This window comes from Stenotrophomonas sp. STEN022 (assembly GCF_056760155.1).
In genome coordinates, this window is sequence record NZ_JBRREG010000026.1 from 1 (window position 1) to 22,527 (window position 22,527).

A 22,527-nucleotide genomic window follows, 5' to 3' on the forward strand; every position below is an offset into this window, starting at 1 on the left:
GGCGATTACCTCTGGCGCAGCAGCGCCAAGATCGGCGCGGGCAAGTTCAGGCCGCTACGGCCGCTGCAACCGGCTTAGCGTGCTTTATTTTCCGTTTTCTGAGACGACCCCTTATCGGCTATGACAACGCCCGCATAGGCTTGCGGCGTAGACACTACGCTGTGCGAAAGACGGTTGGAAAGCGACCTGCGCAGCGCCCATATCTGCAGTCGATCCGGAGAGTCAGAGATGGAGTTCTTTCGCAACCTCAGCATCGCCAGAAAACTCGCAGTTGCTTTCACCCTGACCACGCTGACCACCCTCGCCATGGGCGGCTTTGCCGTACAGCGCCTGCACCAGGCCACCGCCCAGCTCGACCAGGTCAGCACCCGCTACATGCCAGCCGTGCAGTATCTGGAGCGGATGCGTGCGGATCTGGCCGAGATCCGCATCGCCGAGTTGTCCCAGCTTTCCCATCTGAACGAGCCAGCCTTCGTTGCCGAGTACAACCAGCGCATCATCGAACAGCGGCAGAAACTGGCCGAACACCGCAAGCAGTACGAAGCATTGCCCGCCGACAGCACGCAGCAGAGTCTGTACGCCGAACTGGGCAAGACGCTGGAGGCCTACTTCAGTGCGCATGCCTTGATTGAGAAGGCGATCAACGAAGGTCAATCCGAACTGGCCCAGACCATATCCAACGATCAATCGCGCGTCAGCCGCCGCGACCTGTTCGACGCGGTGGAGAAACTCAGCGGTCACGTTGCCTCGGTACTGGACAAGGAAGTCGCAGCAGCCAAGGCTGCGCAGACACGCAGCACTACCGCCATCATCGTCTGCATGCTGTTGCTCGGCCTGTTGTCCGTCGCGCTGGGCGTGGTGATCGTGCGCGCCATCGTGCGTCCGGTGAACGATGCACTACGCGCCGCGGACGATGTCGCCAATGGTCGCCTGGACAGCAGCATCGACGGCAGCCGCAAGGACGAAGTCGGCGCCCTGCTTGCATCGATGCAGCGCGTGCAGAACCAGTTGAAGGCCGTTATCGGCGCACAGATCGAGATGGCGCGCGAACACGACCAGGGGACGATCAGCTTCCGCATTGACGAGTCCCGCTTCCCCGGCGAGTACGGACGCATGGTGCGCGAAGTCAACACGCTGGTTGCGCAGCACATCGGCGTCAAGATGCGGGTCGTCGAGGTGATGCGCCACTACGCCCGTGGCGATCTGTCGGTGGACATGGATCGTCTGCCTGGCGAGAAAGCCGCCATCACCCAGGCCATGGACAACACCAAAGCCAGCCTTTCGACGATCAACAACGAAATCAAGCGCCTGGCCCATGCAGCCGCGGCCGGCGACTTCAGCCAACGTGGCAATGCAGACCAGTTCGAGCACGATTTCCGCGACATGGTCGGTGGCGTCAACTCGTTGATGGAGACCACGGAGGACAACCTTGGACACCTTTCGCAGCTGCTGAAGGCGGTTGCCCAGGGCGATCTGACCCAGCGCATGGAAGGCGATTTCCGCGGGGTTTTTGCCCGCATGCGTGACGATGGCAACGCCACCATGGATCAGTTGACCAGCATCGTCTCGCGTATCCAGGCGGCCAGCGGCAGTATCAGCCTGTCGGCCAGCGAAATCGCCACCGGCAACGATGATCTCTCACGCCGCACCGAGCAGCAGGCGGCCAACCTGGAGGAAACCGCTGCATCCATGGAGGAACTCACCTCCACCGTACGCCAGAATGCAGAGCATGCGCGCCAGGCTGATCAGCTCGCACGCGGTGCCGCCGAGGTCGCAGCACAGGGTGGCAGCGTGGTTGGGCAGGTGGTGACCACCATGAGCGCGATCGAAGCCTCGTCGAAGAAGATCGCCGACATCATCAGCGTGATCGATGGCATCGCCTTCCAGACCAACATCCTCGCCCTCAATGCAGCGGTGGAAGCAGCGCGTGCCGGCGACCAAGGTCGCGGGTTTGCGGTGGTTGCCTCTGAAGTTCGCACGTTGGCGCAGCGTTCGGCGGCAGCGGCCAAGGAGATCAAGGGATTGATCGACAACTCGGTCGACAAGGTCGCCGAGGGCTCGCAACTGGTGCGCAACGCCGGCAACACCATGGACGAGATCGTTGCCTCGGTGCAGCGCGTCACCACCATCATGGCTGACATCTCCTCTGCCTCGCAGGAGCAGTCCACCGGTATCGACCAGGTCAACCAGACCGTCATGCAGATGGACGAAAGCACCCAGCAGAATGCTGCGCTGGTCGAAGAAGCCACCGCCGCAGCACGCTCGATGGAGGATCAGGCGCTCCAGCTCACCGAGGCGGTCGCGCAGTTCCGACTGGCTGGCTCGGTCAGTGCAACGTTGGCCAAGGTCGCTGCCAGCCCAGGCGCGGCGCCGCCGCGTGGACGGCCAGCATTGCGCGCCATCCCCAAGCCGGCCAGCCGCACACCGGTTGCCAGCACGGATGACTGGCAGGAGTTCTAAGCCAGCGATGGAGATGGCGGGCAGGACCTTTGGTTCTGCTCGCCATCGTCGGGCGCCATGGCGTTCCGCTGCGCGTTGTTGACGCCGTACAGCATCTGCCCATCCTTGCGTCAGCCAGATTCCTTGTGTCGCCCTGCAGCGATCCCTCCGGTTACCGCCACGCTTCAGCCCGCGACATACTCGCGCTCTGCGACGTCCGCCCCCAGCACCGACACACCCGGGAAGACACCCGCCGCGTCATAGCGCTGGCGCAGCCGCTGCAGTCGCCACCAGCTGTCCTCCGAGTAGCAACTGGCTACCTCTTGCGAGCGCGTCTCAAGGTCGAACTCATTGATGTAACTGCCGGTCGCAAATCGGGCCAGCTCGTCGTATACGCCGCGCAGCCAATCCCGGTTCAGCTCGTCCTCGTCCTCGTCGTTCCACTGCGCGTAGGTGGATACCGACATCCGCCCGTGCAACGAGTACGCCGCGTCGCCATAGCCGCGCTCCGGCCGCATGATCACCAGCGATAACGTCCTCGGCGAAGGCCGGGCCCGCATGCCGGAAAGCAGCGCATCAGCGACCTGCTCCACCGCGTCGCTCATGATGTTGTCGGCCCGGTAGCGCTTGCTGACCATGGCCTGTTGGGTCTGCTCATAGATGGGGTCGAAGCTGCCCAGCGCCCGCTCACCGAACTCCCCCACCCACGGATCCACATCCGCGCGCAAAGCCTCATGCAGCACGGTGGCCTGCCTCATGTCGTCGCAGAAGACGCTGGCGCTCAAGGCTGCAGGCAATCCCTCCGCACCACCCAGCGCCACCATGATCTGCATGCGCGGATCATCGCGCCGCGTGCACAGTGCCCGCAGCACATGTTTGAGGTTGACCGCATCCACCGGGTAGCTGCGTGCCAGGATTGCCTTCGGCTTCGGCCATACCTTCAGATGGAAACGAACCACCGCGAAGAACAAGCACGGACCGCCACCACGCGCCGCCCACAGCACTTCGGCATTCTCGGTCTCATTGGCATGCAGCAATCGTCCGTCTGCAGTCACCACATCCACTGCAATGACATTGAAAGTGCTCATGCCACCCCATGCATCGCAGTTGATGCCCAGACCGCCGCCGAGCAGGAAGCCCGCCAATCCTACGTTGCTACCATGGCCGGTTGGAAACGCCAACCCATGCGGTGCCAGGGCATCGGATAGCATGCCGCTGGTAACGCCAGGCCCAACCGTTGCCCGCTCGTGCTGTGCATCCACGTCTATCATGTTCAGCGCTGACAGATCCAGCAATACGCCACCACGGTGGAAGAAACTGCCAGCATAGCTATGCCCGGATCCCTTCAAGGCTACGCGCAGCCGGTGCGAGCGGGCGAAGTTGACGCTCTTGACTACATCGTCGATGGACGCGGCGCGGACGATGTACTCCGGATAGCGCTCAAAATCACGCTTGTTCCACGCGGTGCTGTAATACCAGCTGGCGTACTCGGCGTGATGACGGGACCTGACCCTGCCCTCCAGCGTCTGCGAGAAGGCGCAGAAGTCGTCGGGAAGAATCTTCGGATGCAGCGTGCCCATGTCAGTTCCCTTGGAGTGGCGAAACGGATAGAACTCAAGCGGCCACAATGCTGGTCGCCGAATACAGCGGCAGGGGCTGCAGCCCCAGGCGGGTCTTGATGCGCGCGTTCAAACGCCCAGCTTCGATGGTGCGCACACCGGCGGCCAATGCCCACTCGTAGGCATACGCAAAACTGACCGTGTAGGGACTGTACTCGGTCAGGTCATAACGCATGCCCGCCGACCAGATGCACATCAGCGGACCATCAACGAAGCAGATGAGTCCGCCCACGACCACACCCTTGTCTTCAATCAGCACAAGCCGCACCAGCCCATCGCAGGTCCGCACGAAACGGGCCAGCGCCTGCGCAGGGAAGTACTGCGGGGTGCCGTTGCGCGCAGTGGTCTGCTGACACAGTTCGGTCAACTGCTCCAGGCGCTGATCGAAAGGCGGAGCGTGCAGCCCGATTTGCGCGTTGGCGGCAGCGAATTTGCGCAACTGTCGGGTCATCTCATAGCGCCCATCCCTGGGCAGCGCCTTCAGTACCGCGTCGAACCCATCGAAGCGGCTCATGTCCATGAAATACCTGTCAACCAGATAACGAACTTCCAGACCCTGCTCCGCCAGCTGTTGTCGTGCTGGCTCGTGCGCCACGTTCAGAACCCCCACATAGTGCGCGTGCAGAGAAACTGCCAGCGCTTTCAAGGCGCGCACCAGTGCTGCCTCGACGGCGGCACCAGGCAACGCCATCACTTCGCTGTCAAAGCAGTGCATTACATGACTGAACAGCGCGCTCTGGCCGCGGTCACTCTCTATTCCCGCAGTCCGCGCCAGCAACCCGAACGGATCGACGGTATGCACTGATTGCAGATAGGCAGGCAAGAACCCTACCAAACGACCATCAGTGCGTGCCAGCAGATAGAACGCGCCGTTGATCGCCAGCAACGGTGAGTGCTCCGCGGCGCGCAGGAAGCGCCAATCGTAGAAAAAAGAAGCCTGACTCTCCCGATGGAAGGCACGGTACTCAGTCTCATCCACCGCTTCGATGGAAAGTCGCACTTCCACTTCAATGGACATTACCTGATCCTCAGGATCGCTCAGCACCCCGGATGTTCGGCCGGGGGCAGGAACGAATAGTTGGTTCATTGGCGGCAACTCCGCGGTCGCCGGAAAACACTATCTATTTGCAATCGCAGCTAGCGCTTGCGACACCCGATGATTGCCGCATGTGGCTCATGCACATACGCCTGCAGTGCTGGCGGCACCTCGGGTAAATCGTGCTTGGCCGCGAGCGTTGGATTGGACCATTGGATCGCGTCCGCGCCAGCCTTGCGCAATGCCGCCTCAATTGCCTGTTGCGACCAGTACCAGGCGTGCACGCTGGCGTCGTACTGGCGATAGCGCAGATCCAGACGCAGGCGCCCACCTTCGCGATGTGGCTGCGTGCTGTCATCCGGCGTCAGCATGAAGCCGCAGCCTTGGTAATAATTGGGCGCAGGTGCGTATTGCGGGTGGATGGGCAGGGCAATCAGCCTGCCACCCGCACGTAGTGGCGCCAGCATCTGCGCCGCCATTTGATCGAGCTCAGCCAGCGTCGTGGCATAAGGCAGCACATAGACCGCCAGCACTACATCGAACGCCGCATTGCCAGCCTCCTCCAAACTGGAGCAGAAACTGATGTCCAGCGCATCGCGCTGGGCGCAACGACGCGCATAATCGAGCATGCCTTCGGCAAGGTCATAGCCGACCACCATGCGTGCGCCGGCACGCTTCAGCAACCGTGAGTAGTAGCCGCTACCGCAGCCGAACTCGAGGACATCCAAACCTTCCAACCGCCCCAGCGCAGCGAACACGCTTGGTGTCTCGATGTACTTGCGGAAGGGCCATGTCGCCATGTCCTCATAGAGCGCTCCCAACTGATCGAACTGATCTGCTGCTTCCTTGCTCATCTGCTGTTCCCTTGCTTATGAGGGTACTGCGGTGGAAGTAGTCGCAGATGCTCAGGGATCGCAATATGCAGAACAGTGATAGATCTCACAAATCATCGATATTTCACACAAAACTCTCAAAGATGAAACCTACATTCAGCCGCCATCAAGCTGGCATGGAAGTGTTATTTCGATTATCTGCAAGGCAGTTGTTCCACAGCGGCCAAACACCTTAACGCTGTCGGCAAATCCCCGATGCATGGCGGAACTCGTAACAGTCCGGCTAAAGATGCTAAAAAGGCGGCCGTTATCACACTTTGCAGCGCATTGATCAGCGCTGCGCCGATCATCGACCCAACCGCAACCGTGTCCATGCCCGACCAAGAATCGCCCGCACCGACGCCCTCCCCGCACGCCGGCAACCTGTATGCCGACGACCGCTACATGGTGCGCAACCCGCATCAGGTGCGGCACCTGTTGCAGGCCATGATCGATCAACGCTCGATGATCAATGTGCACCCGGACGGGCGTGACCAGGCCTTCCCGTCAGCGGTATTGGACGTGGACATGCGCCACCTCGTACTGGATGCCAGCCCGGTGCCCTCGATCAACCGCACGGTCGAGACCGCCAACGACCTGCTCTGCTTCGGCCAGGTAGACAAGGTCACGGTGCGCTTCCAGTTGGAAGGCCATCGACGTATCGAGCGCGACGGCCATGTCGCCTTTGAAGTGCCACTGCCGGAAGAGGTCTATCACCTGCAGCGGCGCGAGTTCTACCGACTGGAGACCCCGGTTGGCGATTCGCCGTATTGCGTGCTGCCTGACCCAGACGGCGGCGAGGCCACTCGCTGGCGGGTGCTGGACATAAGCGCCGGCGGCATCGCACTGCTGCTGCCGCCCGATCAGAACCTGCTCAAGCTGCAGAACCGCTACAACTGCCTGCTGGAGATCCCTGAAAGCGCCCCGATTCCAACCCCGTTGGTGGTCTGCAACCTGCGCCAACAGAAGCAGCCCAATGGCACGGAGATGACCCGCATCGGGCTGCGCTTCGACGACCTGCCGCGCGGCGCGGACAACAGCATCCAGCGCTATATCTTCCGCATTGATCGTTTACGCAAGGCACGCAGCAATGGCGATTGAGGTGGACACCCTGGCGGACATCCGAATTTGAACCCTGGACGACGGCACTTTCTCCGCCCAAAGCCGCGCACAACCCCGCCTGCATCCGCAGGCGGTGTCCAGGTCGGAACGGCGCTGTCAGGGCCTCCGAGATGACGGAAAACTGGCGGCCTGAAACTTGATGCATCGCACATTTCAGCCTCGACGCCGAATCACATCGGGGCTTCTCCCGCTGGCCTCCTAAAGTCCCTTGCCACAACGCCGATACCGGTGCTTCAGCCGCATCACATCGGCAGCCCGCCAGGACCAGGATCCGCCATGAATGACTCCCGCAGCACCTCCGCCGACACCACCGGTGGCGAATACCTCAGCTTCACCCTCGGCAACGAGCACTACGGCGTGGATATCCTCAAGGTGCAGGAAATCCGCGGCTACGACGCAGTCACCCGCGTCCCAGACGCACCGGACTACATCAAGGGCGTGATCAACCTGCGCGGCACCATCGTGCCAGTCATCGACCTGCGCCTGAAGCTGCGCCTGGACGAAGCCCGCTATGACGCCTTCACCGTAATGATCGTGCTCAACGTCGAGGACCGCGTTGTCGGCATCGTCGTGGACAGCGTTTCCGACGTTATCCCGCTCAACGCAGAGCAGATCCGCCCGACCCCGGAGTTTGGTGCCGCCGTCGATACCCGGTTCATTTCCGGCATCGGCACCCAGGACGATCGCATGCTGATCCTGCTGGATATCGAGACCCTGCTCGACACCGCCGACCTCGGCCAACCGAGCGCTGCCAACGAAGCGGCCTGAACAGCCGTTTCGCAAAGCCGATCACATTTTCGCGCATGCAACTCAAGCGCGGCATCCGCAGGCCGATAGCCATTGCATGCCTGTCCTCCCCGACCGGCCCCCAATCCCTTCCCGGAGTTTCCGATGTACAAGCACGTACTTCCGCTGTTTGCTGCCACCGTACTGGCGACCGTCGCGTTCGACGCCGCCGCCGATGCCGAGATGATCCCGCCGGAAACCGCCGCGCGCTTCGCCGGCAAGGACGGCATGGTCTGTGGCAAGGTTGAGAAGGCCCGCTACGCCGAAGGCTCCGAAGGCCAGCCGACCTTCCTGCACATGGGCGGCATGTTCCCGCGCCACACCTTCTCGGCGCGCATCGCCGGCAGCAACCGCAGCAAGTTCGGCTTCCCGCTGGAGACCCTGGAAGGCAAGACCGTCTGCGTGATCGGCAAGATCCAGCGCGACGCGTCGCGCGCCGAAATCGAAGTGGCATCGCCGGCCAACCTGAAGCTGGCAAACATCAAGTAATCCGCCTTTCGTCACGCCGGCTCAGCCGGCGTGTCACCCCGCGCCCGTGACATGGCGGGGCCTGTTCCCGGAGATCACGCAAGATGCAGTGGATCAATTCGCTGAAACTGAAACCGAAGCTGATGCTGACTTTCGGCGTCGTGCTGTTCGTCATGTTGTTGCAGGGCGTCGTCGCGTATCGCGGCCTGCACTCACTGAACAACGCCACCACCGACCTCGCTGAGAAGCGTACCCCCAGCCTCCGTACCACCGGTGAGTTGAGCGGTATGGTCAGCGAGTATCGCAACGCGTCCTATCAGAGTTTGATCCGCGCCAGCGACGACGTAAAAGCCGACGCAAAAACCCGCGCGACCGAACTGCGCATGCAGATCGATACCACCATCGCCGCGTATCCAAAGCTGATCGACAGCCCGGAGCAGAAGAAACTCTTCGACACGTTTGTCGCCGACTGGGGCAAGACTGCGGCCTCATACGACGCGGTCAGTGAGATGCTGGCACTGGACCTGCCGGATGACGCCATCGATACCTTCGTTGGCGAAACCCGCAATCTGCACCGCAAGGCCTATGCGGCACTGCAAGCGCTTGCTGCAAACGACAATACCCGAGCCCAAGCCGCAGCCAAACAGGCCGCGGAAACCTATCGCGCGTCGGCCCTGCTGATCATCATCGCCGTTCTGGTCGGTGGCGCTGCCGGCTTGGCGCTGATCTGGCTGTTCGCCCGCTCGCTGGTCAACGCAATGCGCGGTGCGGTGGATGTGGCCAATGAGGTTGCAAGCGGCAAGCTGGACGGTACCATCGACCTGTCCCGTGCCGACGAGGTAGGCGACCTGCTGCGTGCCATGCAGCGCATGCAGCGCGACCTGCGCGAACGCATCGAGCGCGAGCAGATCGTCGCCAACGAGAATCTGCGCATCCGTACCGCCCTGGACTATTCCTCAACCGGCGTGTACCTGACAAACAACGATCTCAGCATCGTCTACGCCAACCGCGCCTTGCTCGATACGCTTGACCAGTACAGCGAGCAGATCACCACTGAATTGAGTCACTACGACACCTCCAAGCCGCTGATCGGGCAACCGGTTACCGCGCTTGAACACCGTGGCGAAGTCGACAACAAGGTGCTGGAAGCGCTGGATAAGAACGGCGTATTCAAGCGCGAGATGCGTTTTGGGGATGCCGAGTTCGCACAGACCATCTCGGTGATCCGCGACGACAACAATGTCGCCGTTGGGCACGTCGTTGAGTGGCGCGATCGCAGCACCGAAGCCCAGGTCGAGAAGGAAGTTGCGCGCATCATCGAGGCTGCCGCCGCCGGCGACCTGAGCGGCCGCATCGAGACCGCAGACAAGGACGGCTTCTTCCTGCAGCTGGCCAGCCAGATCAACGGCCTGCTCGACGCCAATGCCAGCAGCCTGGAGCAGATTTCCGCCCTGCTGTCGGGTCTGTCCCGCGGCGACCTGACCGTGCGCATGCACGGCGAGTACCAGGGCGTATTCGCCACCATGCGTGACGATGCCAATGCCACCGCCGAGCAGCTGACCGGCATTGTCGGCCGCATCAAGCAGTCGTCGGTGTCGATCAACTCGGCTGCCACCGAGATTGCCGCAGGCAACAACGATCTGTCCCGTCGCACCGAGCAGCAGGCCGCCAACCTCGAAGAAACGGCTGCGTCGATGGAGGAACTGACCTCCACCGTGCGCCAGAACGCCGAGTCGGCACGCCAGGCCAACCAGCTCGCCATCGGCGCTGCCTCGGTAGCCTCGCAGGGCGGCGAAGTGGTCAGCCAAGTGGTGACCACCATGACCCAGATCGAGCAGTCCTCGCGCAAGATCGCTGAAATCATCTCGGTCATCGACGGCATCGCCTTCCAGACCAACATCCTGGCCTTGAACGCTGCGGTGGAAGCCGCACGTGCTGGCGAACAGGGTCGCGGCTTTGCCGTGGTAGCCTCGGAAGTTCGTACGTTGGCACAGCGTTCTGCGGGTGCGGCAAAGGAAATCAAGGGCCTCATCGACGACCCGGTCGGCAAGGTCGCCGATGGTTCGGCGTTGGTCCGCAAGGCGGGCACCACCATGGGCGAGATCGTCGCCTCGGTGCAGCGCGTGACCGACATCATGGCCGAGATTTCCGCTGCCTCTCAGGAACAGTCCGCCGGTATCGAGCAGGTCAACCAGACCATCGTGCAGATGGACGAAACCACCCAGCAGAACGCCGCACTGGTGGAAGAAGCCACTGCCTCGGCCCGCTCGATGGAAGAGCAGGCTGCGCAGCTGGCAAGCGTGGTATCCGTGTTCCAGCTGGAAGAAGGCGCTGCAGTTACCGGCAACCCGGCTTCCGTACGTGAACCGGCGCCCCGCCCTGCCGTCCAGGCAGCAGCACCGGCACCGCGTCGTCGCACCGCAGGCGCACGCACGGCTGTAGCTGAACTCGCCGACTCGGATTGGCAGGAGTTCTAATCAGCAGGTTTCTCGGCGTTGACGGCAATGCCGCCAACCCGGGCAACTGAGTCACCCGAAATCCGATGCCAGTCCCTGGCATCGGATTTTTTTCTTGTGGGAGCGGCGCAAGCCGCGAAGCCACATCACCATCAGTCGGCGCAACACGAGCGTTTCAAGCACCAACGGCTTCGCGGCTGACGCAGGCCCTACAACAACTCCAGCAAAGCTCGGTGCCTGATCCGCTCCTGCTGCGCGCGGCACCAGCCGCGAATCTGCCACGCCATAAGTCGACCGACCACGGCACCTCAAACACTGCCAGCTTCGCGACTGACGTCGCTCCCACAAACAGCTGCCACAGAAACCGTCGCCCTTCTTCGCATACGTGAACGGATCAACTGCTCCCGCCAGCCGCTCACGTCCTGCCCCTCAATTCGCGCCCCTTCCGGCCGATAACCCGTTATCCCTTCACGCAGCGCTGATACCGCAAGGTAACCGGCGGATTCGATGACTATCTCCTCGCTCTGGAACAACTACATTTCCAATATCTCGGTCAGGCGCAAGCTGAACCTGTTGACCGCGCTGATCGTCATTGGCGTCATCGCCTTGTCGGTCATCGCGGCGCGCATGCAGTACCTGGACCTGTACGAGACCCGCAAGGAGGCGCTGCGTGCCCAGGTGGAAATGAGCTACGGCGTGCTCGACCACTACGCCAAGGAAGCAGAAACCGGTGCTATGCCGCTGGAAGACGCACAGAAGTACGCGATGGCCGCGCTACAGAAGATGCGCTCCGACGGCGACGTCAACTATTTCAACATCTACAGCAACAAGTACGTGCTGTTGATGCATCCATTCCGTGCCGATCTGGTTGGCAAGGACATGAAGGACTTCCGAGGCGAGGATGGCGTGCGCCTGTACTACGACCAGGTCGAGGCTGCACGCAAGGGCGGTGGCTACGTTGCCTACAGCTGGGCCAAACCAGGCAAGGATGGTGTGGTCGGCAAGCTCGCCTATGCCGGGATGTATACCCCATGGAACTGGGTGGTATCGAGCGGCGTCTACATGGACGACCTGCAAGCTCAGGCCCTGAAATTCACCGCAATCATGACGGTCGCTGGCGGTGTGCTGGTACTGCTGGTATTGGCGCTGAGTTGGATCATCGGTAACCGCATCGTACTGCCGCTGCGCAACGCAACCGCCGTCGCCACCGCCATTGCCAACGGCCGCATGGACAACCGCATCGCTGCGCCCAGCAAGGACGAGACTGGCCAGCTGCTCAGCAGCATGTCGCACATGCAGGACCAACTGCGCGCGGTGATTGGTGCGCAGGCCGAGATGGCACGCCAGCACGATGCCGGCATGATCCGTTATCGGATCGATTCCAGCAGCTTCCCCGGCGACTACGGGGTAATGGTGGAAGAAACCAACGTCCTGGTCAGCAATCACATCGACGTGAAAATGCAGGTTATCGCCTTGGCGCAGCGATATGCCGTTGGTGACCTCAGCCAGGACATGCCGCTGCTGCCGGGCGACAAGCGCGTCATCACCGACACAATGGCCGCAATCAAGCGCAACCTCGCCGCCATCAACAGCGAGATCAAGCGCCTGGGCGGCGCAGCAGCTGCCGGCGACTTCAGCCAGCGCGGCGATGAGGACCGCTTCGAACACGACTTCCATGCCATGGTCCGTTCACTGAACAACATGATGCAGGTCAGCGACGACAACCTCAGCGAGGTATCGCGCCTATTGCAGGCGCTTGCCGATGGCGACCTCACCGTCAAACTGAGCGGCGACGCCCAGGGTGTCTTCGCCAGCATGCGTGAAGATGCCAACAGCACCGTCACCCAGCTTGCAGGCATTGTTTCGGGCATCCAGCAGTCGGCTGACAGCATCAATCTGGCCGCGGGCGAGATTGCCACCGGCAACGCCGATCTCTCGCGCCGCACCGAGATGCAGGCTGCCAACCTCGAGGAAACCGCTGCTTCGATGGAGGAACTGACCTCCACCGTTCGCCAGAACGCGGAGTCCGCCCGCCAGGCCAACCAGCTCGCCATCGGTGCTGCCGGCGTGGCCTCGCGCGGCGGTCTCGTGGTCGACGAAGTCGTCACCACCATGGGTCAGATCCAGCAGTCCTCACGCCGCATCGCCGACATCATCAGCGTGATCGATGGCATCGCCTTCCAGACCAACATCCTGGCACTGAACGCTGCGGTCGAGGCCGCGCGAGCCGGTGAACAAGGTCGCGGCTTTGCGGTGGTTGCCGCCGAGGTCCGCACCCTCGCCCAGCGTTCGGCGGCTGCCGCCAAGGAAATCAAGACGCTGATCGAGGACTCGGTCGAGCGCGTGGACGAAGGCTCGCAGCTGGTGCAGCAGGCCGGCTCGACCATGGGCGAAATCGTGACCGCGGTACAACGCGTCACCGACATCATGGCCGAGATTTCCGCCGCTTCGCAGGAACAGTCTGCCGGCATCGAGCAGGTCAACCAGACCGTCATGCAGATGGACGAGACCACCCAACAGAATGCCGCCCTGGTGGAGGAAGCCACCGCCGCTGCGCGCGCGATGGAAGAACAGGCCACGTTGCTTGACGAGGCAGTGGCGGTATTCCAGCTGAGTGCCAAGCCTGCCGTGGCAAACCCGTCACAAACCCTGGCCTTGGCCAGCTGAGCGCACAGACCCCATGATCGATATGGACAGCAACGAGCGGGACTTCGAGTTCAACGACCGTGACTTTCGCCGCGTCTGCGAGCTGATCCACGCGCGTGCAGGCATCGCACTGGCGCCGGCCAAACGCGACATGGTCTATGGCCGCTTGTCGCGGCGGCTGCGCAACCTGGGCCTGCGCTCGTTCAAGGATTACCTGGACCAGCTGGAACAGCACGGCGGCGAGGAATGGCAGGCATTCACCAATGCGCTCACCACCAACCTGACCTCGTTCTTCCGCGAGCCGCATCATTTCGACAAGCTTCGCGAGGAACTGCAGGCGCGTGCGTCACGTGCGCCGCTGAAGCTGTGGTCGTGCGCTGCCTCTACTGGCGAGGAGCCCTACTCCATGGCGATCACCGCCTGCGAGGCGTTCTCATCGATGACTCCGCCGGTGCGCATCATCGCCACCGACGTTGATACCCAGGTGCTGGCCACCGCCAGCCAGGGTGTCTACGCGATGGACCGTATCGCAGGATTGGACCCGGCAATGAAGCGTCGCTACTTCCAGCGTGGCAGTGGTCCCAATGAAGGCAAGTGCCGGGTAGTCCCTGCCCTGCGCGCCCTGATCGAGTTCCGTCCGCTCAACCTTCTGGCCAACCGCTACGACGTGGGCGGCCCATTCGATGCGCTGTTCTGCCGCAACGTCATGATCTACTTCGACAAGCCAACCCAGCGCGGCATCCTGTCGCGGCTGGTGCAGCACATGGACGATGACAGCCTGCTCTACACCGGTCATTCCGAGAACTACCTGCACGCAGCCGATCTGATCCAGCCGTGCGGCCGCACCTTGTACCGCCGCAGCCGCAGGAATGGCGCATGAAGAACCCGCAGCACTACCCCGATGAGGTGATGCGTTACCGCGACACCCGTTTCCAGACGATTGCCGCCAAGCTGCTGCCAACCCAGTACCTGGTGGTGGACGACGATACCGCGCTGACCACTATTCTCGGCTCCTGTGTGGCGGCCTGCATCCGCGATCCCATCCTCGGCATTGGTGGCATGAACCACTTCCTGCTGCCAGAAGGCAATGTAGGCGACGGCGCGCCCGCACGTTACGGCAGCTATGCCATGGAACTGTTGATCAATGACCTGCTCAAGCGCGGCGCCCACCGCAAACGCCTGGAAGCCAAGGTGTTCGGTGGCGCCAACGTACTCAAGGGCTTCACCAGCAATCCGGTGGGCACCCGCAACGCCGAGTTCGTGCGCCAGTACCTGCGTGCTGAGCACATCCCGATTGTTGCTGAAGATCTATGCGGCATTCATCCGCGCAAGATCTGGTTCTTCCCGATCACCGGTCGCGTAGTGGTGCAGCGCTTGCCGCATGCCCACGATGCCGAAGTGGTCGCCACCGAAACCGCCGTTCGCGCCCGCCTGTCGCACACCCCGGTCAGTGGTGGCGTGGAGTTGTTTGAATGAGCCTGCAGGCACCCTGCCGGGTCTTGATCGTCGACGACTCGGCCCTGGTCCGCCAGGTGCTGACCGAGATCCTCGCCGCCGACCCGGCCATCGAAGTTGTAGGCACCGCCGCCGATCCGCTGCTGGCTCGCGAGAAAATCAAACGGCTCAACCCCGATGTGCTGACCCTGGACGTCGAGATGCCGCGCATGGACGGCTTGGCCTTCCTCGAGAATCTGATGCGCCTGCACCCGATGCCCGTGGTGATGGTGTCGTCGCTGACCGAGCGCGGCGCCGATACCACCCTGCAGGCCTTGTCGTTGGGCGCTGTGGATTTTGTCGCCAAGCCAAAGCTCGACGTCGCCCGCGGCCTGGACGCGTACGCAGAAGAAATCCGCAGCAAGGTGAAGATGGCGGCCCGATCGCGGGTACGCACCATCGCCGGCGGCCCACGTCGGCTGCCGCAGCGGCCGGCCAGCGCCAACAGTCTCGGTTTCCGCACTACCGATCGCCTGATCGCGATCGGTGCTTCAGCTGGCGGCACCGAAGCCCTGCGCGTGGTACTCGAGATGATGCCAGCCGATGCGCCCGCCATCGTGATGACCCAGCACCTCCCGGCCAGCTTCAGCACCGCCTTTGCCGAGCGTCTGGATCGTCACTCGGCGATGTCGGTACGCGAAGCCAGCGACGGTGAAGCCATTTTGCCCGGCCATGCCTACCTACCCGCTGGCGGTCGCCACTTGCGGGTGATACGCGATGGTGCGCGCTGGCGATGCCGGGTTGACGACGGCGTGCCTGTCAACCTGCACAAGCCCGCGGTCGATGTGCTGTTCCGCTCCGTTGCACAGAATGCCGGCGCCAATGCAGTTGGAGTGATCCTGACCGGCATGGGCGAAGATGGCGCTCGCGGCCTGCTGGAGATGAAACAGGCCGGTGCGACCACTTTGGCCCAGGACGAAGCAAGCTCGGTCGTATGGGGAATGCCAGGTAGCGCCGTGCGCTTGGGTGCCGCCGACGAAGTACTGCCGTTGGACAGGATCGCCGCGGGTTTTTTTGGCGCCGCCGGGGGCTTAACCCGGGGCCTGAGGGGCTACACCGGCCTATCTGGCCTCCGCTTGGCGCCTACACATGGCAGCCAGCACCGCGATGACCTCGGGCAGTTCGCTCGCAATGAACCGTGCGTTTGCTGTGACCTCGCCGAGCTCTACCTCAGGCTGTTCACAAAGAAGCTCAATTCGTTCGCAGATCTCCATCAGATGCGTAACCTGCAACAGACGCACGCCACCGTTGATGCGATGGACAAGGTTGGACATCCCCTTCGGTTCGAATCGTGGCAGCAAAGCCAGCAGCTCGGCCAGGTCACGTACGAAGCTCTTGTGCGCTTCAACGACCAGACTACGTGTCATCGCAGCGTCACCTCCGGTCAACTCCTGCAGCGTCGCGGCAATGTCCTGGATCTGTTGCAGACGCGGCTCTGCTGCCCCGATATCGGCAGCCTCACCCAGCGCAACCAGCATGCTGGAAAGCGTGCTGAGGCTGACCGGCTTGAAAAGACAATCATTCATGCCCGAGGCTATGCACTTGGCCCGCTCCTCCGGCTGCGCGTTGGCGGTGAAGCCGATGATCACGCAAGGCGGCAAGCCAGCAGCTTTTTCATGCCGGCGAATGGCCTTTGCCATCTCATGGCCATTCATCACCGGCATGTTGCAGTCGGTCACGACAATATCGACGCGTTCCTCAAGCCAACAATCAAGGCCTTCACGCCCGTCGGATGCGCTGCGTACGCGCTGCCCAAGAAATACCAACTGTTGGGTCAACAGGCTGCGATTGGCAGAGTGGTCATCAACCACCAGTACCTTCAAGCTTGGGTGCTTGGCATCCACCGTCTGCACAGCTTCGGCCGCTCCCGGAATCGCAGGCAGTACCTCCAACGGCAGATTCAGCACCACCGACGTGCCTTCGCCAAGCCTGCTGCGGATGGATATATCTCCCCCCATCAGCTCACACAGGAACTTGCATATCGGCAAACCAAGACCGGTACCACCGCGCGTGCTGTGGCCGTGATCGGCCTGCGCGAAGGGATCAAACAGGCGCGCGATATCAGCATCTGCGATGCCTATTCCGGTATCTGAAACTTCAAGTTGCAGACCCAGCTGCGCTCTTCCCACCGAGACAGCGCTGACCCGGATCGTGACCTTCCCACGATCGGTGAACTTGATGGCATTGCCGACAAGATTGGACAGCACTTGCTTGAACCGCATCGGATCTATCGACACATCACGATCCACGCTTGGGTCCAGCTCCACTATCAGATGCAAGGCCTTCTGCCGGGCTAGTCCATTGAACACCCGCACAACCGACTCGGTCATCTCGCGCAGATTTGCACGCTTGGGGCTTAGGCTGACGTGGCCAGACTCGATGCGCACCACGTCCAGAATGTCACCGATCAACTCCAGCAGACCGTGTGCCGAATCATATGCAACCGCAATGGCCGCCCGATCGAGACGCCCCTGATCGGCATGCCTCTGCGCAAGCTCGAGCATACCGATGATGGCGCTCATGGGTGTGCGTATCTCGTGGCTCATGGTCGCCAGGAAGGTGGTCTTGGCCCGGCTCGACTGGTCAGCGGCGTCGAGCGCACGGCGCAGCTCTTCCATCAGATGCAAACGGTCACTCACATCGATCCAGCCGCAGACCACTCCTTTCGCCTGCCCTTGCGAATCGAAGTATGGGTAAATCCAGTGGTAGATGCTCAGCACCCGACCTGGCAGGTGCAGCGTGCGATCCACTTCCAGCGGCTTGCCGTTGGCCATCACCCACAGATAGTCGTCGTGGAAACTCTGGGCTTCAAACGGGTCCAGCTTCGCACCTTCCATCGATGTCTTGCCGAGCACCTTCTTCTCGGTAACCGCCAGCATGTCAAGATAGTTGGTGTTGCAGGTCACCAGACGCCCCTGCTGGTCGCGAACGTAGATTGGATGTGGCGTTCCGTTGATCAAGGAACGCATGAAACTCAACTGCTCACCAAGCGCGTCCTCGGCCACTTGGCGACGACGGTACTGCGAACGGATGTGCACATTCCATATAAGCGACACCAGGATCAGAAGCAGTGCTCCAGCGGTGATCTTGTAGATCAGTGCACGGAAGTCGGTCCACGTTGCCGGCGATGCATCCGGACGCGGACGCCAGCGGTTCTGGAAGATATCCACCTCATCTGGGGGAATCAGCAACATCGCCTTGTCGATGATGCTGGCAAGCTCCGGCTCGTCCTTGCGCGTGGCGATAGCCAGCCAAGCAGGTGTATCTTCAACCACATCAGATACACGCAGTTTCTCGTTATGCAGCACCGATGTGTAATAGAGCGCCATTGGCAGGAATGCGATAGTGCCGTCCGCCTTGCCGTCCTTGACCAAGTCCATGGCAGCAGCCAAGGTATCGGTCTCGATGAAACGATAGTCTGATGCAGGCAACAGCATCTCCCTCAGAGCGTGGTGGGCTGGCAACGCAATCCGCTTTCCGCGCAGATCAGACAGTGACACCGGGCTACCAGCTTCCTCACGGGTAACTATGCCGAAGGAAGTCTGCACGAACGGCCTGGAAAAAGTGAAACGCTGCGCACGCGAAGCAGTTGGAATCAACATGGTAACGTCCGCCGTCTTCGCCTCGAGCGCTGCCATCTGCTGATCGAGCCGCGAGACCCTGACCGGCTCGAACTCCAAACCGGTACGTTGCGAGATAGCACGCATCATGTCAGCGCTCAAGCCACTGAAACGCCCATCGGTATCAAAATAGGAAAGCGGCGCCGTGTCGTTGCTGGTAGCGAATCGCACGACCGGATTGTCATTCATCCAGCGCTGCTCGGCAGGCGTCAGCTCGATCCGTGCTGAGGGCACGATACCACCGCCACCGGACCAGCGCTTCAGAATATCGCTTCCATGAGTCTGTTGCAGCTTGCTGAGCGCAAGATTCACGACGCGTTCCAAGGTCAACGCATCCTCATGCACGGCGAACGCAAACCCGCCGGTATCTATGCGCGGCGCAACCAACGTCCGAACATAGTTGAAGTAGCTGAGATTTACCAGGTAGTTGCTGGAAACCGTGTCTCCCAGATAGAGATCCGCGCTGCCGAACGCCAGCGAGGCCAACGCCTGCTCGCGCGATCGGTAATTGGAAATGACCGCATCCGGATACAGATCGCTTATCTGTACCCGTGGGAGATAGTCTTCGGCCACCGCAATACGCATACCAGCAAGTGCTGGCGGCATGCGCCGACGTTCCGCCTTTCGCACGTAGAGTACCGGCATGTCTTCAACATAGCGCTGCGTCAAACGCACCCCATGCCCGGCCAACTCGTAGTTGTTGGCACTACCAACCATATCGACCGCACCACGCTCAAGTGCACGCAAGGCTGCCGCCCTGTCTGGGTAGCGAACAACACGCAGCTCCACACCAAGCATCTCGCCGATCGCCCCGAATGCATCGGCAGTGATCCCTTCATAGCAGTCATTCCCCGAGAACACTTCCAGTGGCATGAAGCTTGGCGAGGCAACGCCCATCACCAGGACACCTTTGGCGCGCACCCAGGCTGCATCTTCTTTGCCCAGGTCAAGGGCAGCACTTGGAATGCTGGTACGAGCCAGCAACGTCACGTCCCTGACCACGTCGTTGGCAGCCAGAGCGGAGTGCGCCGCCAGCATCAGCAGGGCGCCAAGGAGCCATGCCGCCAGTAGGAAGCGACGCCCCAACACGATGTGCGGCATGGTTGCGATACCCGGAAGTTCAATCAACTGGTGGCGAGGCTGTGCTGGAGCTTGAACAGCTCTGCATCGGTACGAACCCCAAGCTTGCGAAATGCGGCTTGTTTCTGGCCGCTGATAGTCTTCATGCTGCGCATGAATTTGCGCGATATCTGCGAAACTGACATCCCGTCCAGACAGCAGCGCAGCACCTCACGCTCCTTGGGCGAGAGTGAAGGATCATTCAGCAGGCGCTGCGCGCCTTTGACATCGGGAGATGGACGCCCTGCGGCCAACGGCTGTCGCCCCAGGCGATAGGCCAACCCGGGTGATACATAGGTCTCGCCCGACGCAATCTTGCGAATAGCATCAACCAACAACTCAGCGCTTTCTGACTTTCCAAAAAATCCGTTTGCACCAACACTTAGCGACAGATTGACGACGGAAGGAGACTCCGCGGAGGAAGAAACAAGTATGCAAAGCGTTGGAAATCGGCGTCGTATCAGTCCGATAAGATGCAAGCCATCCAGTTCACTTGCACCAAGCGCATAGTCAAGCACCAGCAGATCGGCCGGAGTATCACCCAATGCAGCAAGCAGATCCCGGCTATTTGAGTAGACGCCAACAACCTTCATATCTGCTTCGCGTGATAAACGCAGCTCCAATGCCATCTGTATTAAGTAGTGGTCGTCCAACACCGCAACACGGAGTGGCGCCATGATTGACCATTTCACCGAATCAACTCCTCTACACTGCAAAGCCCAGCAACACCAATCAGAAGCCGGACAGCATGCTGGCCGGCGTTCTCCATCAACCCAGGCAAGCAGCCAGAGCGATCATTCTGGTCATCCAACATCGGGGCGGACTTTGACCCGAAGATCAGCGCCATTTTCTGCATTCAAAGTTCCGTTGTCCGTCGCATTTCCACGTGCAGCACAACCCGGCGATTGGGCGCATGGCAGACACGCTGTTGCTCAGCGCTACCGTAACAACCGTGCTTCACCAGCGCTCGGCTTCCCGCGCTTGTTGAATACGTCATCGACTGCGGAACACCATGGCTGTTCAAGGCGCCACGAGCGATTTCTGCCCAACGCTTGCCCAGCAGCTGACTGCCTGCCGAGGCACCTATTGGGTCAGTATTCCCCTCCACTTCAACACGGGTTATCTGCGCACCGTCCTGCTGCAGGTTCGCAAGCAACGATTGAATTTGCTCATTTCCGGACGCACTTGTTCCAAGGAGGCCACTGATCACCGAATCAACCGGAAGAACGTACTCACGAACAACCAGCGTTGGCGCGTCGAGGTAGCCGTAATGACGACAGGGTTCGGCCATGGAGGCGCGCGACAACAAGTGGGTCTGCTGCCGTTTCCCAACCAGTTCTACGGAAGCCACTGCCTTGGTCATCGCTAGCGGGAGATTCCCATCCTCTTCCCGAACCTTGAGGTAGTAGGTCGAGCCACCTTGCAGCGTCGCTGCGTACAACTCGTCATTCTTTCCCGAATAAGCTGGTGCATCATCAAGGTAGGCGCCCAGGATGTGACGGCCAGGCGCCGTACAAAAGGTGGTATAGCCACCGGGCTTCAGAGCGGTGATGAACTCCCTGTCCAGATAGACATTCGCGACAGCGGCAGCGTTGGCATCTGTGGAGCGATAGTAAACAACTTGAGCTTGGTCCTGCCCTACTGCCGCCACCACTGAGAACTGCCTGTCGAATGTGCGATCAGTTCTCCCCGCTACAGGCCCAGCCGCGGACACTGCACTGGTGGAAGCGAGCAGAATCAATACAGTCATTCCTTTTATACGATCAACTACCGCGCAGCACATCTGTACATCACTCCGTAGTGCCCGCTCACGCCAACTGATGTGACAGGCCAAATAGTCAATATCAGGCAGCAGCTCAACGCCACCGCTCAGATCCAGCGCTTTACTCGCGATGCGCGTATGCCTGAATGACGACGCGGCGGTTCGGTGCATTGCAAGCAATCAAGCGCGCGCGATCGCCCTGACAGTTGTCGACCAACAGCTCGCGAAAGCCTTTGGATTGAACAGATATTGACCCCACGGACAAACCGCTATCAGCCAGCATCCCGCGCACAGTCTGCGCGCGCAGCATACCCAACGCCTCATTGGCGGCCTCGCTACCGATTGCATCGGTATGACCCACCACATCAATCCGATCAAGCCCAATGCCTTCTTTATTCAGTTGGCTCGCAATTGCAACCACAGCATCACGGCCGTTCTCGCGGACATCGGCATAGCCGGCCTTTCCGAATGCAAACAATACGTCGCCGGACAGGGTGTACTCCTGGCGCTCTAGTGCGGCGGCGTAATTGCACTGAGTCACAGAAGACGCACGCGACAGGACGTGAACCTGACGCCGGCTGCCGGCAAGCTCGCGTTCTGCGTCCAAACGGGTGACCACCGTCGGCAGCAACGCAGCGTCCTCGCCTACCTTCAGGAAGTAGGTCATACCAGCCTCCAGCCTTGTTCGCGGCAGTGCCTGCTTGCCTTCATAGTGCGGTGCATCGTCCAGTACAGCATTCAGGCCGTGCGCACCCGGCGCGATGCAGAACACCGTAAATGCGCCTGGCAGAAGGCTAGTATGGAACTCACTATCGATGTAAACATGCGCTGCACTGGCCTTCTGTCCAGCTGCTCCATCACGGTAGTAAACCACCTGGCTCTGATTGGCCGCCACCGCGGGTACCGATTGATAGGCATCGCCAAAAGCAGACGCAGGGATCTCTGCATGCGCGGTGGCATACGCAAGAAAACATACCGTTACCCCAGCAACCGCCGATACCGCCCGTTTCGCCGTTCCATTCAAAGACATACCATATTCCTCACTATCGATTCTCCGGCCCGCGACTCCGCGTAAAAGCGAACGATTC

15 protein-coding genes and 1 pseudogene are annotated in these 22,527 nt (G+C 61.2%); 9 read left to right on the forward strand and 7 right to left on the reverse strand.

Annotated elements, in window-relative coordinates:
* The first annotated feature begins 228 nt into the window (after positions 1-228).
* Positions 229-2,460 carry a methyl-accepting chemotaxis protein gene (locus ACVOMF_RS07610; protein WP_481508735.1) on the forward strand — a complete coding sequence of 744 codons (2,232 nt, stop codon included), beginning with the start codon at positions 229-231 and terminating at the stop codon, positions 2,458-2,460.
* A 164-nt stretch (positions 2,461-2,624) separates the two neighbouring features.
* On the opposite strand, the gene ACVOMF_RS07615 is transcribed toward ACVOMF_RS07610, so the two are convergent.
* The 3 genes from ACVOMF_RS07615 to ACVOMF_RS07625 form a co-directional block, all read right to left on the reverse strand.
* Complete coding sequence (locus ACVOMF_RS07615; RefSeq protein WP_481508736.1) at positions 2,625-4,019, reverse strand: FAD-binding oxidoreductase; 1,395 nt, start codon at positions 4,017-4,019, stop codon at positions 2,625-2,627.
* A gap of 34 nt (positions 4,020-4,053) precedes the next feature.
* The gene (locus ACVOMF_RS07620) at positions 4,054-5,076 is read right to left on the reverse strand and encodes a GNAT family N-acetyltransferase (protein ID WP_481508737.1); all 1,023 of its coding nucleotides are present in this window, start codon (positions 5,074-5,076) and stop codon (positions 4,054-4,056) included.
* Positions 5,077-5,195: 119 nt separating this feature from the next.
* Positions 5,196-5,948, reverse strand: coding sequence for a class I SAM-dependent methyltransferase (locus ACVOMF_RS07625; RefSeq protein ID WP_481508738.1), 753 nt, complete (start codon positions 5,946-5,948; stop codon positions 5,196-5,198).
* Positions 5,949-6,299: 351 nt separating this feature from the next.
* On the opposite strand from ACVOMF_RS07625, the gene ACVOMF_RS07630 reads away from it, so the two are divergent.
* The 8 genes and pseudogenes from ACVOMF_RS07630 to ACVOMF_RS07665 all read left to right on the forward strand — a co-directional run.
* Positions 6,300-7,067 carry a flagellar brake protein gene (locus ACVOMF_RS07630; protein ID WP_481508739.1) on the forward strand — a complete coding sequence of 256 codons (768 nt, stop codon included), beginning with the start codon at positions 6,300-6,302 and terminating at the stop codon, positions 7,065-7,067.
* A gap of 297 nt (positions 7,068-7,364) precedes the next feature.
* Positions 7,365-7,856: a chemotaxis protein CheW gene (locus ACVOMF_RS07635; RefSeq protein ID WP_481508740.1), complete on the forward strand. Its 492-nt coding sequence runs from the start codon at positions 7,365-7,367 to the stop codon at positions 7,854-7,856.
* A 123-nt stretch (positions 7,857-7,979) separates the two neighbouring features.
* On the forward strand, positions 7,980-8,363 hold the full coding sequence (locus tag ACVOMF_RS07640) for a hypothetical protein (RefSeq protein ID WP_481508741.1): 384 nt from the start codon (positions 7,980-7,982) through the stop codon (positions 8,361-8,363).
* 83 nt (positions 8,364-8,446) lie between these two features.
* Positions 8,447-10,819, forward strand: a complete 2,373-nt coding sequence (locus tag ACVOMF_RS07645) for a methyl-accepting chemotaxis protein (RefSeq protein ID WP_481508742.1) — start codon at positions 8,447-8,449, stop codon at positions 10,817-10,819.
* 486 nt (positions 10,820-11,305) lie between these two features.
* A complete protein-coding gene (locus ACVOMF_RS07650) occupies positions 11,306-13,465 on the forward strand; it encodes a methyl-accepting chemotaxis protein (RefSeq protein ID WP_481508743.1) in 2,160 nt (719 codons plus the stop codon).
* 13 nt (positions 13,466-13,478) lie between these two features.
* The gene (locus tag ACVOMF_RS07655) at positions 13,479-14,324 is read left to right on the forward strand and encodes a CheR family methyltransferase (protein ID WP_481508744.1); all 846 of its coding nucleotides are present in this window, start codon (positions 13,479-13,481) and stop codon (positions 14,322-14,324) included.
* Positions 14,321-14,920 (forward strand): chemoreceptor glutamine deamidase CheD, encoded by a 600-nt coding sequence (gene cheD / locus ACVOMF_RS07660; protein WP_481508745.1) that lies wholly within the window; start codon positions 14,321-14,323, stop codon positions 14,918-14,920. The genes ACVOMF_RS07655 and cheD overlap by 4 nt, the downstream gene beginning before the upstream one ends.
* Positions 14,917-15,942, forward strand: a pseudogene (locus ACVOMF_RS07665) (protein-glutamate methylesterase/protein-glutamine glutaminase); the annotation flags it as partial. The gene cheD and the pseudogene ACVOMF_RS07665, both read left to right, overlap by 4 nt.
* 57 nt (positions 15,943-15,999) lie before the next feature.
* On the opposite strand, the gene ACVOMF_RS07670 reads toward ACVOMF_RS07665, so the two are convergent.
* The 4 genes from ACVOMF_RS07670 to ACVOMF_RS07685 form a co-directional block, all read right to left on the reverse strand.
* Positions 16,000-19,659 (reverse strand): ATP-binding protein, encoded by a 3,660-nt coding sequence (locus ACVOMF_RS07670; protein WP_481508746.1) that lies wholly within the window; start codon positions 19,657-19,659, stop codon positions 16,000-16,002.
* A gap of 23 nt (positions 19,660-19,682) precedes the next feature.
* The gene (locus ACVOMF_RS07675; protein ID WP_481508747.1) at positions 19,683-20,369 is read right to left on the reverse strand and encodes a response regulator; all 687 of its coding nucleotides are present in this window, start codon (positions 20,367-20,369) and stop codon (positions 19,683-19,685) included.
* 164 nt (positions 20,370-20,533) lie between these two features.
* The gene (locus ACVOMF_RS07680; RefSeq protein WP_481508748.1) at positions 20,534-21,610 is read right to left on the reverse strand and encodes an OmpA family protein; all 1,077 of its coding nucleotides are present in this window, start codon (positions 21,608-21,610) and stop codon (positions 20,534-20,536) included.
* Complete coding sequence (locus tag ACVOMF_RS07685) at positions 21,561-22,469, reverse strand: OmpA family protein (RefSeq protein ID WP_481508749.1); 909 nt, start codon at positions 22,467-22,469, stop codon at positions 21,561-21,563. The genes ACVOMF_RS07680 and ACVOMF_RS07685 overlap by 50 nt, the downstream gene beginning before the upstream one ends.
* Positions 22,470-22,527 lie beyond the last annotated feature (58 nt).